12 protein-coding genes are annotated in these 13,537 nt (G+C 53.4%); all 12 read left to right on the forward strand.

Annotation, left to right across the window (positions count from 1 at the left end; translation table 11 throughout):
- Positions 1–18: 18 nt before the first annotated feature.
- The 12 genes from atpE to DG357_RS22790 all read left to right on the forward strand — a co-directional run bounded on the left by atpE (position 19) and on the right by DG357_RS22790 (position 13,533).
- A complete protein-coding gene (gene atpE / locus DG357_RS22735) occupies positions 19–258 on the forward strand; it encodes a F0F1 ATP synthase subunit C (RefSeq protein ID WP_000429386.1) in 240 nt (79 codons plus the stop codon).
- Between the two features lie 48 nt (positions 259–306).
- The gene (gene atpF / locus DG357_RS22740) at positions 307–777 is read left to right on the forward strand and encodes a F0F1 ATP synthase subunit B (RefSeq protein WP_003862370.1); all 471 of its coding nucleotides are present in this window, start codon (positions 307–309) and stop codon (positions 775–777) included.
- 14 nt (positions 778–791) lie between these two features.
- The gene (gene atpH / locus DG357_RS22745; RefSeq protein ID WP_003862369.1) at positions 792–1,325 is read left to right on the forward strand and encodes a F0F1 ATP synthase subunit delta; all 534 of its coding nucleotides are present in this window, start codon (positions 792–794) and stop codon (positions 1,323–1,325) included.
- Between the two features lie 12 nt (positions 1,326–1,337).
- On the forward strand, positions 1,338–2,879 hold the full coding sequence (atpA, locus tag DG357_RS22750) for a F0F1 ATP synthase subunit alpha (protein WP_003862367.1): 1,542 nt from the start codon (positions 1,338–1,340) through the stop codon (positions 2,877–2,879).
- Between the two features lie 51 nt (positions 2,880–2,930).
- Positions 2,931–3,794: a F0F1 ATP synthase subunit gamma gene (gene atpG, locus DG357_RS22755; RefSeq protein WP_003862364.1), complete on the forward strand. Its 864-nt coding sequence runs from the start codon at positions 2,931–2,933 to the stop codon at positions 3,792–3,794.
- Between the two features lie 31 nt (positions 3,795–3,825).
- Positions 3,826–5,208, forward strand: a complete 1,383-nt coding sequence (gene atpD / locus DG357_RS22760) for a F0F1 ATP synthase subunit beta (protein WP_003862362.1) — start codon at positions 3,826–3,828, stop codon at positions 5,206–5,208.
- Between the two features lie 20 nt (positions 5,209–5,228).
- On the forward strand, positions 5,229–5,648 hold the full coding sequence (locus tag DG357_RS22765) for a F0F1 ATP synthase subunit epsilon (RefSeq protein WP_006177560.1): 420 nt from the start codon (positions 5,229–5,231) through the stop codon (positions 5,646–5,648).
- A 138-nt stretch (positions 5,649–5,786) separates the two neighbouring features.
- Positions 5,787–7,157 (forward strand): bifunctional UDP-N-acetylglucosamine diphosphorylase/glucosamine-1-phosphate N-acetyltransferase GlmU, encoded by a 1,371-nt coding sequence (gene glmU / locus DG357_RS22770; RefSeq protein ID WP_088204433.1) that lies wholly within the window; start codon positions 5,787–5,789, stop codon positions 7,155–7,157.
- A gap of 224 nt (positions 7,158–7,381) precedes the next feature.
- Entirely contained in the window at positions 7,382–9,211 is a 1,830-nt protein-coding gene (glmS, locus tag DG357_RS22775) for a glutamine--fructose-6-phosphate transaminase (isomerizing) (RefSeq protein ID WP_047366743.1), read from the forward strand.
- Positions 9,212–9,654: 443 nt separating this feature from the next.
- Entirely contained in the window at positions 9,655–10,236 is a 582-nt protein-coding gene (locus tag DG357_RS22780; protein ID WP_047366742.1) for a chaperone-usher fimbrial major subunit, read from the forward strand.
- A 70-nt stretch (positions 10,237–10,306) separates the two neighbouring features.
- Positions 10,307–10,993: a fimbrial chaperone gene (locus DG357_RS22785; RefSeq protein WP_088204434.1), complete on the forward strand. Its 687-nt coding sequence runs from the start codon at positions 10,307–10,309 to the stop codon at positions 10,991–10,993.
- Positions 10,994–11,010: 17 nt separating this feature from the next.
- Complete coding sequence (locus tag DG357_RS22790) at positions 11,011–13,533, forward strand: fimbria/pilus outer membrane usher protein (protein WP_088204496.1); 2,523 nt, start codon at positions 11,011–11,013, stop codon at positions 13,531–13,533.
- The last annotated feature ends 4 nt before the right edge of the window (positions 13,534–13,537 follow it).

A 13,537-nucleotide genomic window follows, 5' to 3' on the forward strand; every position in this document is an offset into this window, starting at 1 on the left:
AACAAACTGGAGACTGTCATGGAAAACCTGAATATGGATCTGCTGTACATGGCTGCCGCTGTGATGATGGGTCTGGCGGCTATCGGTGCTGCGATCGGTATCGGCATCCTCGGAGGTAAATTCCTGGAAGGCGCAGCGCGTCAACCTGATCTGATTCCTCTGCTGCGTACTCAGTTCTTTATCGTTATGGGTCTGGTGGATGCTATCCCAATGATCGCTGTAGGTCTGGGTCTGTACGTGATGTTTGCTGTCGCGTAGTAGTTGTTTTAAAACCCCAAGCCACAGAAATTTAAGAGGTATTGTGCTGTGAACATGAACGCAACAATCCTCGGCCAGGCCATCGCGTTTATTCTCTTTGTCTGGTTCTGCATGAAGTATGTATGGCCGCCTTTAATGGCTGCCATCGAAAAACGTCAGAAAGAAATTGCTGACGGTCTGGCTTCCGCAGAACGCGCTAAGAAAGATTTGGACCTTGCACAGGCCAACGCGACAGACCAGCTGAAAAAAGCGAAAGCTGAAGCTCAGGTAATCATTGAACAGGCTAACAAGCGCCGTTCTCAGATCCTGGACGAAGCCAAAGCTGAAGCAGAACAGGAACGTACTAAGATCGTGACACAGGCTCAGGCTGAAATTGAAGCTGAGCGTAAACGTGCTCGTGAAGAACTGCGTAAGCAGGTTGCGATTCTGGCTGTTGCTGGCGCCGAGAAGATCATCGAACGTTCCGTGGATGAAGCTGCTAACAGCGACATCGTGGACAAACTTGTCGCTGAACTGTAAGGAGGGAGGGGCTGATGTCTGAATTTGTTACGGTAGCTCGCCCCTACGCCAAAGCAGCTTTTGACTTTGCTGTCGAACACCAAAATGTCGATCGCTGGCAGAATATGCTGGCGTTTGCCGCTGAGGTGACGAAAAACGAACAAATGGCCGAGTTGCTTTCCGGTGCGTTAGCGCCTGAAACCCTCGCCGCGTCGTTTATCGCCGTGTGCGGAGAGCAACTGGATGCCAACGGCCAGAACCTGATTAAGGTCATGGCAGAAAATGGTCGTCTCCGTGTGCTCCCGGATGTTCTCGAGCAGTTTGAGCACTTACGTGCCCTTAGTGAAGCAACTGCAGAAGTCGAAGTGACTTCCGCGACTGAACTGAGTGACGAACAGCTTGCGAAAATCACCGCCGCGATGGAAAAACGTCTGTCACGCAAAGTTAAGCTGAATTGCAAAATCGATAAGTCTGTAATGGCAGGCGTAATCATCCGCTCGGGTGATATGGTCATTGATGGCAGCGTACGCGGCCGTCTTGAGCGCCTTGCAGACGTCTTGCAGTCTTAAGGGGACTGGAGCATGCAACTGAATTCCACCGAAATCAGCGAACTGATCAAGCAGCGCATTGCTCAGTTCAATGTTGTGAGTGAAGCTCACAACGAAGGTACTATTGTTTCTGTAAGTGACGGTGTTATCCGCATCCACGGCCTGGCCGATTGTATGCAGGGTGAGATGATTTCCCTGCCGGGTAACCGTTACGCTATCGCACTGAACCTGGAGCGCGACTCCGTAGGTGCAGTTGTGATGGGTCCATACGCTGACCTCGCCGAAGGCATGAAGGTTAAGTGTACTGGCCGTATTCTGGAAGTGCCGGTTGGCCGTGGCCTGCTGGGTCGCGTTGTTAACACCCTGGGTGCGCCAATCGACGGTAAAGGTCCGGTTGAGCACGATGGCTTCTCCCCAATCGAAGTTATCGCACCAGGCGTTATCGACCGTCAGTCCGTTGATCAGCCAGTGCAGACTGGTTATAAGTCCGTTGACGCCATGATCCCAATCGGTCGTGGTCAGCGTGAACTGATCATCGGTGACCGTCAGACCGGTAAAACCGCGATGGCAATCGACGCCATCATCAACCAGCGTGACTCCGGCATCAAATGTGTGTACGTGGCTATCGGCCAGAAAGCGTCCACCATTTCTAACGTGGTTCGTAAACTGGAAGAGCACGGCGCACTGTCTAACACCATCGTTGTGGTAGCAACCGCGTCTGAATCTGCTGCACTGCAATACCTGGCGCCATACGCCGGTTGCGCAATGGGCGAATACTTCCGTGACCGCGGTGAAGATGCGCTGATCGTATACGATGACCTGTCTAAACAGGCTGTTGCTTATCGTCAGGTTTCCCTGCTGCTCCGTCGTCCACCAGGACGTGAAGCATTCCCGGGCGACGTATTCTACCTCCACTCTCGTCTGCTGGAGCGTGCTTCCCGCGTTAACGCGGAATACGTCGAGAACTTCACCAAAGGTGAAGTGAAGGGTAAAACAGGTTCTCTGACCGCGCTGCCGATCATTGAAACCCAGGCGGGTGACGTTTCTGCGTTCGTTCCGACCAACGTAATCTCCATTACCGATGGTCAGATCTTCCTGGAAACCAACCTGTTTAACTCCGGTATTCGTCCGGCTGTTAACCCGGGTATCTCCGTATCCCGTGTGGGTGGTGCTGCTCAGACCAAGATCATCAAGAAACTGTCCGGTGGTATCCGTACCGCGCTGGCACAGTATCGTGAACTGGCTGCGTTCTCTCAGTTCGCATCCGATCTGGACGAAGCAACCCGTAAACAACTGAGCCACGGTCAGAAAGTGACCGAGCTGCTGAAGCAGAAACAGTACGCTCCAATGTCTGTTGCTCAGCAGGGCCTGGTGCTGTTCGCGGCTGAACGCGGTTACCTCGAAGATGTGGAACTGGCGAAAATCGGTAGCTTCGAAGCCGCTCTGCTGGCTTACGTCGACCGTGATCACGCTCCGCTGATGCAAGAGATCAACCAGACCGGTGGCTATAACGACGAAATCGAAGGCAAGCTGAAAGCTATCCTCGATTCCTTCAAAGCAACCCAATCCTGGTAATCGTCCGGCGGCTTGTCTCAGGGCAAGCCGCCTGGCATTGAGGAGAAGCTCATGGCCGGCGCAAAAGAGATACGTAGTAAGATCGCAAGCGTCCAGAACACGCAAAAGATCACTAAAGCGATGGAGATGGTCGCCGCTTCCAAAATGCGTAAATCGCAGGATCGCATGGCGGCCAGCCGTCCTTATGCAGAGACCATGCGCAAAGTGATTGGTCACCTTGCAAACGGTAATCTGGAATATAAGCACCCTTACCTGGAAGAACGCGACGTTAAGCGCGTGGGCTACCTGGTGGTGTCGACTGACCGTGGTCTGTGTGGCGGCTTGAACATTAACCTGTTCAAAAAACTGCTGGCGGATATGAAAGGCTGGTCTGATAAAGGCGTTCAGTGCGATCTGGCACTGATTGGCTCTAAAGGCGTCTCTTTCTTTAACTCCGTTGGTGGCAACATTGTCGCTCAGGTGACCGGTATGGGTGATAACCCGTCCCTGTCCGAACTGATCGGCCCGGTTAAAGTGATGTTGCAGGCCTACGATGAAGGCCGTCTGGACAGACTGTACGTTGTCAGCAACAAATTCATTAACACCATGTCTCAGGTTCCAACGCTCACTCAGATGCTGCCGTTACCGGCATCAGAAGATGACGAGCTGAAGCAGAAAGCCTGGGATTACCTGTATGAACCCGATCCGAAACCGCTGCTGGATACCCTGCTGCGTCGTTACGTTGAATCTCAGGTTTATCAGGGCGTTGTAGAAAACCTGGCCAGCGAGCAGGCCGCACGAATGGTGGCGATGAAAGCCGCGACCGATAATGGCGGCAGCCTGATTAAAGAGCTGCAGTTGGTTTACAACAAAGCTCGTCAGGCCAGCATTACTCAGGAACTCACCGAGATCGTCTCGGGGGCCGCCGCGGTTTAACCAGGTTTACGAATTACGTAGAGGATTCAAGATGGCTACTGGAAAGATTGTCCAGGTAATCGGCGCCGTGGTGGACGTCGAGTTCCCTCAGGACGCCGTACCACGCGTGTACGACGCGCTTGAGGTACAGAATGGTAACGAGAGCCTGGTGCTGGAAGTTCAGCAGCAGCTCGGCGGCGGTATCGTGCGTACCATCGCCATGGGTTCTTCCGACGGTCTGCGTCGTGGTCTGGAAGTTAAAGACCTTGAGCACCCGATCGAAGTCCCGGTAGGTAAAGCAACGCTGGGTCGTATCATGAACGTATTGGGTCAGCCAATCGACATGAAAGGCGACATCGGCGAAGAAGAGCGTTGGGCTATCCACCGCGCGGCACCTTCCTACGAAGAGCTGTCCAGCTCTCAGGAACTGCTGGAAACCGGCATCAAAGTTATCGACCTGATGTGTCCGTTTGCGAAGGGCGGTAAAGTTGGTCTGTTCGGTGGTGCGGGTGTAGGTAAAACCGTAAACATGATGGAGCTGATCCGTAACATCGCGATCGAGCACTCCGGTTACTCTGTGTTTGCGGGCGTAGGTGAACGTACTCGTGAGGGTAACGACTTCTACCACGAAATGACCGACTCCAACGTTCTGGACAAAGTATCCCTGGTTTACGGCCAGATGAACGAGCCACCAGGAAACCGTCTGCGCGTTGCGCTGACTGGTCTGACGATGGCTGAGAAATTCCGTGACGAAGGCCGTGACGTTCTGCTGTTCGTTGATAACATCTATCGTTACACCCTGGCCGGTACCGAAGTATCTGCACTGCTGGGTCGTATGCCTTCAGCGGTAGGTTATCAGCCTACGCTTGCGGAAGAGATGGGTGTTCTTCAGGAACGTATCACCTCTACCAAAACCGGTTCTATCACCTCTGTTCAGGCGGTATACGTACCTGCGGATGACTTGACTGACCCATCTCCAGCAACCACCTTTGCGCACTTAGACGCAACCGTGGTACTGAGCCGTCAGATCGCGTCTCTGGGTATCTACCCGGCCGTTGACCCGCTGGACTCCACCAGCCGTCAGCTGGATCCACTGGTTGTTGGTCAGGAACACTACGACACCGCGCGTGGCGTACAGTCCCTGCTGCAGCGTTACCAGGAACTGAAAGACATCATCGCCATCCTGGGTATGGATGAACTGTCTGAAGAAGACAAACTGGTGGTAGCACGTGCGCGTAAGATCCAGCGCTTCCTGTCCCAGCCGTTCTTCGTTGCGGAAGTATTCACCGGTTCTCCGGGTAAATACGTTTCCCTGAAAGACACCATCCGTGGCTTTAAAGGCATCATGGAAGGCGAATACGATCACCTGCCAGAGCAGGCGTTCTACATGGTTGGTTCCATCGAAGAAGCCGTGGAAAAAGCCAAAAAACTTTAACGCCTTAATCGGAGGGTGATATGGCAATGACTTACCACCTGGACGTCGTCAGCGCAGAGCAACAAATGTTCTCTGGTCTGGTCGAGAAAATCCAGGTAACGGGCAGTGAAGGTGAACTGGGTATTTTCCCGGGTCACGCACCGCTGCTCACCGCCATTAAGCCTGGTATGATCCGCATCGTTAAACAGTTCGGTCACGAAGAGTTTATCTATCTGTCCGGCGGCATTCTTGAAGTGCAGCCTGGCAGTGTGACCGTTCTGGCCGATACCGCTATTCGTGGCCAGGATCTCGACGAAGCGCGAGCCCTGGAATCGAAGCGTAAGGCTGAAGAGCACATTAGCAGCTCTCATGGTGACGTGGATTACGCTCAGGCGTCTGCGGAGCTGGCCAAAGCGATCGCGAAACTGCGCGTTATCGAGTTGACCAAAAAAGCGATGTAACACCGGCTTGAAAAGCACAAAAGCCAGTCTGGATACCAGACTGGCTTTTTTTTTCATCCTTAATTCATGATGAAAAAGATGTAGAATTTTAGGCATCAAACGTTTTTACTTCTCACTCAAACTACCGTCAGGATGCGTATGTCAAACAGTGCGATGAGCGTGGTGATCCTTGCCGCTGGCAAAGGTACCCGCATGTATTCCGATCTGCCTAAAGTGCTCCACACGCTGGCAGGAAAGCCAATGGTGCAGCATGTTATTGATGCAGCGAATGAACTGGGTGCCCGTCAGGTTCACCTGGTCTACGGCCACGGCGGCGATCTGCTTAAAAAGACGCTGAGCGATGATGCGCTCAACTGGGTGCTTCAGGCTGAACAGCTGGGTACCGGTCATGCGATGCAGCAGGCTGCGCCGTTCTTTGCCGATGACGAAGATATTCTGATGCTTTACGGCGACGTTCCGCTGATCTCCGTTGAAACGCTGACTCGCCTGCGTGCAGCCAAGCCGCAGGGCGGCATCGGTTTATTGACCGTTGTGCTGGACGATCCAACGGGCTATGGCCGTATCACGCGTGAAAACGGCAACGTAACGGGTATCGTTGAACATAAAGATGCCAGTGATGAACAGCGCAAGATTCAGGAGATCAACACCGGCATCCTGATTGCCAATGGCGCGGACATGAAGCGCTGGCTCTCTCAGCTCGACAACAATAACGCGCAAGGTGAGTACTACATCACCGACATCATTGCGATGGCGTATCACGAAGGGCGTGAGATCGCCGCCGTTCATCCGGCGCGCATCAGCGAAACGGACGGCGTGAATAACCGCCTGCAGCTTTCCCGTCTTGAGCGTATTTATCAGTCCGAGCAGGCCGAAAAACTGCTGCTCGCGGGCGTGATGCTGCGCGATCCGGCGCGTTTCGATTTGCGCGGCACCGTGTCTCACGGGCGCGACGTTGAGATCGATACTAACGTTATTCTTGAAGGCAACGTCACGCTGGGCAACCGCGTCAAAATTGGCGCCGGCTGCGTGATTAAAAACAGCGTCATCGGTGACGACTGCGAAATCAGCCCGTACAGCGTGGTGGAAGATGCTCATCTTGACGCAGCGTGTACTATCGGCCCGTTTGCGCGTCTGCGCCCGGGTGCTGAGCTGCTGGAAGGCGCGCACGTGGGCAACTTCGTGGAAATGAAAAAAGCGCGTCTGGGTAAAGGCTCCAAAGCGGGTCATTTAACCTATCTGGGCGATGCGGAGATTGGCGACAACGTGAATATTGGTGCAGGAACCATTACCTGTAACTATGACGGCGCCAATAAGTTTAAAACCATCATCGGCGATGACGTGTTCGTGGGCTCGGACACGCAGCTGGTGGCACCGGTTACCGTGGGTAACGGCGTAACCATTGCCGCCGGCACGACCGTCACGCGCGACGTAGCGGATAACGAGCTGGTGTTAAGCCGCGTGCCGCAGGTACACAAGCAGGGCTGGAAACGCCCGGTGAAGAAAAAGTAACAACAAGGCGGGTGGCGCTACGCTTACCCGCCCTACGATTGAGTAGGCCTGATAAGGCGTAGCCGTCATCAGGCAAACCCGGGAGAGGAGATAAATATATATCTCCCCCCACAAGCAGTACCCATAAAAATAACCCCACTCTCTACAAGGCTCGGGGCGCCCGGAAAGGGTAAATACAGGTCAGCGACAACGCAGGCATAATGCCTAAATTCGGAATCTAAAATATGTGTGGAATTGTTGGCGCAGTTGCGCAGCGTGATATTGCTGAAATCCTTCTCGAAGGTTTACGTCGTCTGGAATACCGTGGTTACGACTCTGCCGGTCTGGCTGTCGTCGATGCAGAAGGGCATATGACCCGTCTGCGTCGTCTCGGTAAAGTGCAGATGCTGGCCCAGGCCGCGGAAGAACACCCGCTGCACGGGGGTACCGGTATTGCGCACACCCGCTGGGCGACGCACGGCGAACCGTCTGAAGGTAACGCGCACCCGCATGTGTCTGAACACATCGTGGTGGTGCATAACGGCATTATCGAAAACCACGAACCGCTGCGCGAAGAACTGAAAGCGCGCGGCTATACCTTCGTCTCTGAAACCGACACCGAAGTGATTGCTCACCTGGTGCACTGGGAGCTGGCAAAGGGCGGTACGCTGCGTGATGCGGTGCTGCGCGCTATCCCTCAGCTGCGCGGTGCATATGGTACGGTGATCATGGACTCCCGCGATCCATCTACCCTGCTGGCCGCGCGTTCCGGTAGCCCGATGGTTATCGGTCTGGGCATGGGTGAAAACTTTATCGCCTCCGATCAGCTGGCGCTCCTGCCGGTCACCCGTCGCTTTATCTTCCTGGAAGAGGGCGATATCGCCGAAGTGACTCGCCGCAGCGTGACCGTCTTCGATACCAAAGGCGAGCAGGTGAAGCGTCAGGAGATCGAATCTAACCTGCAGTACGACGCGGGCGACAAAGGCGCTTACCGTCACTACATGCAGAAAGAGATCTACGAGCAGCCAAACGCCATCAAAAATACCCTGACCGGGCGCATTAGCCACGGCGAGGTGGATCTGAGCGAGCTGGGGGCAAACGCCAACGAACTGCTCGGCAAGGTTGAACATATTCAGATCGTAGCCTGCGGTACTTCTTATAACTCCGGTATGGTCTCTCGCTACTGGTTTGAATCCCTGGCGGGTGTGCCGTGCGACGTGGAAATCGCGTCTGAGTTCCGCTATCGCAAGTCTGCGGTGCGTCGTAACAGCCTGATGATCACCCTTTCCCAGTCCGGCGAAACGGCGGATACGCTGGCAGCGCTGCGTCTGTCTAAGGAATTGGGTTATCTGGGCTCGCTGGCCATCTGTAACGTTCCGGGCTCATCCCTGGTGCGTGAGTCCGATCTGGCGCTGATGACCAAAGCGGGCACCGAAATCGGCGTGGCCTCCACCAAAGCGTTTACCACTCAGCTGACCGTTCTGCTGATGCTGGTGGCGAAGCTGGCGCGTCTGAAAGGCGAAGATGCTTCCGTTGAGCACGACATCGTTCACGGTCTCCAGGCGCTGCCGAGCCGTATTGAGCAGATGCTGTCTCAGGACAAACGTATTGAAGCGCTGGCGGAAGATTTCTCTGACAAACATCACGCCCTGTTCCTGGGTCGTGGCGATCAGTACCCTATTGCGCTGGAAGGCGCACTGAAGCTGAAAGAGATCTCCTACATCCACGCGGAAGCCTACGCGGCAGGCGAGCTGAAGCATGGCCCGCTGGCGCTGATTGACGCGGATATGCCGGTCATTGTTGTCGCACCGAACAACGAACTGCTGGAAAAACTGAAATCCAACATCGAAGAGGTGCGCGCCCGCGGCGGCGTGCTGTACGTCTTCGCTGATAAAGATGCCGGTTTCGCCAGCAGCGACAATATGCACATCATCGAGATGCCGCACGTTGAAGAGGTGATTGCACCGATCTTCTACACCGTTCCGCTGCAGCTGCTGGCTTACCACGTGGCGCTGATCAAAGGCACCGACGTTGACCAGCCGCGTAACCTGGCGAAATCGGTCACCGTAGAATAATCCCTTCTGTTAATGGCTACACGACGTGTAGCCATTTCTTCCTTACTTTTTTCTCATCAGCTTTCTCTTTGCTATCAATCATCTTACTCTGACGTATTTCGTTACTTTATTGTGTGAATAATGAACGAGATTGCTTCTGAGCATTAGTATTTTCTATTTTGATCACTAAACGATCAGCTTTTATTAACGGAATCCTAAAAATGGTTTGTTTATAAAATATGTGTCCTTTTTATGTGTATACTGAAAAGGAATTTTAATGATAAAGCAAAAATAATATTATATTTGTTTTTCTCTATTATTATTCCAGCTCTGGTTCGTCATTATTCCATTAATTTAAACTCCCCCCTTGAAGATCATTCTTCCCGAAGAATATTATTTCATCGCATTTGGGATGGCGTTGTCTTTATGATAAACGCAATATTGATTTAATTAATGGAGTTATCATGAAAAATAATGGAATTACGGTGGCGATTGCACTCGCATCGGCGTTAATGGCAGGACAATCATTTGCTGCGGATGGTACGGTTCATTTCCGCGGAGAGGTTATTGATTCAACGTGTGAAGTGACGCCTGATACCGCCGATCAGACGGTGAATATCGGCCGCGTTGCCAAAACGACGTTCTCCGGCATTGACTCAACGGCGTCAGTAAAAGATTTCCATATTAAACTGGAGAAATGCCCTGCAACCTATACTCAGGCAGCAGTTCGTTTTGACGGAACAGAAGATAAAGACACCATCGGCAAAGGATATTTGTCTATTGGCACGCCTGTTAACGGTGAAGCGGATACTGACGGTATTTACACCGGCGAAGGTGAAGCCGTTACGGCTACCGGCGTTGCAATCAAGCTCTTCAACCTGAACGATGATACGGCGATCCCGCTGTATAACAATTCAAATTATGTTGCTATCACCGACGGCAAAGCGGACATGGGCTTTAAAGCGAAGTTTGTGCAGACGCTGGCTACGGTTACGCCGGGTACAGCGAACGCGGATTCCCAGTTCACCATTGAATACCTGAAATAATCTTCAGCTGTTCGCCAGGAGCCTGTTTTATCCTTTTTGCAGGCTCCTCCACAGGATGTGAGGATAACTGATGTATTTACGGCGTTTGTTGACTCTGTTCATCATGCTCTCTTTTTCATTTTTAACACCCTTGTCGACGGCTGGCGTCATTATTGGCGGAACCCGCGTTGTTTATAGTAGCGATAAATCCGATGCGACAATTAGCATAAAAAATAACGAAGCGACCACGCCTTATCTCATACAGAAGTGGGTCGATCCTTTTAAAGGCGATACAGCGTCGAATAAACCTCCTTTTACCGTTATTCCGCCGGTTTCAAGGCTGGAGGCCGGGCAGGAGAAAGTATTGCGCATCATGAAAGTGAAGGGCGAACTGCCTCACGATCGGGAATCGCTGTTCTGGCTCAACATCAAAAATATTCCGCCGTCCAGTTCAAACCCCAATTCGCTCGAAATTGCGATTAAGACGCGGATAAAACTTTTTTGGCGTCCGGCGACCCTGAATATCACGCCTGAACGGGCTGCGGCGAAGGTTAAATGGCGTGTTCAAAACCAGCAGCTAGTGATTGAAAATCCGAGCCCGCTACATATTAACGTTATGAATGTCACCGTCGATAAAAAAGACGTTCCCTTAAACATCATTCCCCCTTTTGACACCATTCGTTTGCCGCTTCCGGAAGGGATTAACGGCCACGCGCTGGTCTGGCGTTTCGTTAACGATTTTGGGGCAATCAGTCAGGAAATTCACGTCACGCTGTAAACATAGGGATGTTTGATATGGGGTGTTTCCGTTTTTTCATTGCGCTGGCCTCGGGGGTATCTCTCGGCTTTTCAGGCGTGACGCTGGCAAAAGATATCTTTAACCCTGCGCTTCTTGAAATTGACCATCCGGTGGATGTTGATATCCACCAGTTTAACCGCGCCAATACGTTACCTGCGGGCTCTTATAAGGTTGATATTCATGTTAACGATGAGTTTATCGATAGCCGGGAGGTCACCTTTATTGAAGATAAGGCTGGCGATAGGCTGCATCCCTGTTTTAAGCACGTCAGGACGGTGCTTGCGGAGCTCGGGGCTAAGGTGGCGGCGATCGGTTCGCTGGATCGCCTGGACGAAAACGCCTGTGTGGACCCTACCCCGCTGATCCCTGGCGCCACATGGACGTTCGATACCGATAAGCTGCTGCTCAACGTCACGCTGCCGCAGATTTACATTGATACCACCGCCCGCGGCACCATCAATCCTGCCCGCTGGGATGAAGGTATTAATGCGTTGATGATGAACTATGACTTTTCCGGCTCCAGCACGTTGCAGTCTGATGATGACGACAATAGCGATTTCTACTATCTGAACCTGCGAAACGGGGCGAACATTGGCGCGTGGCGTTTACGCAATTACAGCACGCTAAACATCATTGACGGTCATTCGGATTACCATTCCATCAGCACCTATGTGCAGCGAAACCTCGCGACGTTACGCAGCCAGATCATGATGGGTGATACCTGGACCGCGAGCGATGTCTTCGACAGTACCCAGGTGCGCGGCGTGCGCCTGTATACCGATGATGAAATGCTTCCTTCCAGCCTGACGGGCTTTGCGCCGGTCGTTCGGGGCGTAGCGAAAAGCAATGCGACGGTGATTATTCGGCAGAACGGCTACATCATTTACCAATCTGCCGTGCCGCAGGGACCGTTTGCGCTAAAGGATTTAAACACCACCAGCTCCGGCGGCGACCTGGACGTGACCATCAAAGAAGAAGACGGCAGTGAGCAACACTTCACGCAGCCCTACGCCTCGCTGGCCATCCTCAAGCGTGAAGATCAGACCGACGTCGATATCAGCGCAGGTGAACTGCGCGATCAAAGCGAATTCCAGCCCAACGTTTTTCAGGCGCAGATTCTGCACGGCTTTCCTGCCGGGATAACGGTTTACGGTGGCGTGCAGGCCGCGGAAGCGTATCGCTCGGCAGCGGTGGGGGTCGGCAAAGATATGGGGGCAGTTGGCGCGTTTTCCGTCGATATCACCCAGGCACGTGCGCAGTTTACGGACGAGGACTCAGAGGAGTCCGGCCAGTCCTGGCGTTTTCTCTATTCGAAAAGGTTTGATGAAACGGATACCACGCTGAGGCTGGTGGGGTATCGCTACTCAACACAGGGCTACTACACCCTCAATGAATGGGCGTCACGCCAGAACAGTCAGCGCGATTTCTGGGTAACGGGCAACCGACGCAGCCGGCTTGAAGGGTCCTGGACGCAGAATTTCGGCGATGGCATGGGGAACATTTATCTCACGCTGAGCCGCCAGCAGTACTGGAAAACCGACGAAGTTGAACGCCTGGTTCAGCTTGGCTACAGCAATGTCTGGCGGTCGCTTTCCTGGAACCTCTCCTGGAACTACAGCGATTCCATCACCACGGCGCAGAGCGCGGAGTATTCAGATAGCGACGATCGAGAAAGCGAACAGGTTTTTATGCTGTCGTTCTCCGTGCCGCTGTCAGCGTTGCTGCCGGACAGCTATGTGAGCTACGGCCTCACGCAGAACAACAGCGGAAAAGGAATGCACCAGCTTGGCCTGAACGGTACGGCGCTTGATAACCGTAATCTCTCCTGGAACCTCCAGCAGTCCTGGGATGCGGATGACAGTGTGTACAGCAGCAGCGCGGGGGTGGGATATGACGGAACCTATGGTTCGGTTAACGGCAGCTATGACTACAACCAGGACAGCCAGCGGCTCAACTACGGCGCGCGCGGCGGGATCCTGCTGCATGGCGATGGAGTGACGTTCTCGCAGGAGATGGGTGAAACCGTGGCGCTGATTAAAGCACCCGGTGCAGCCGGTCTGGCAATGGAAAACGGCACCGGTACGGCAACCGACTGGCGAGGCTACACCGTTCAAACGCAGCTTAACGCTTACGATGAAAACCGTGTGGAAATTGAGAGCGGCTATTTTGAAAAAGCGAACGTCGAGCTGGAGAACAGCGTGCTTAACGTCATCCCCACGCGAGGTGCGGTGGTGCGGGCGGAATTTATCACCCACGTTGGCTATCGCGTGCTCTTTGAGGTCACACAGGCCAACGGCAAACCGGTTCCCTTTGGCGCAGTGGCATCTGCCGAACTGGCGACGGGCAGCGTGTCGGGCATTACCGGCGAGAATGGCGAACTGTATCTTTCGGGCATGCCGGAAGAGGGAACGTTCACGCTGAAGTGGGGGAGTGAAAAGACAAAACCTTGCAAGGTCCATTATCAGTTCCCCAAACCAACGGGTGTTGAACTGGTTCAAACAGCGGTCGTGTGCCAATAGGGAA

The sequence above is a fragment of the Enterobacter bugandensis genome (assembly GCF_900324475.1).
Lineage (GTDB): Bacteria > Pseudomonadota > Gammaproteobacteria > Enterobacterales > Enterobacteriaceae > Enterobacter > Enterobacter bugandensis.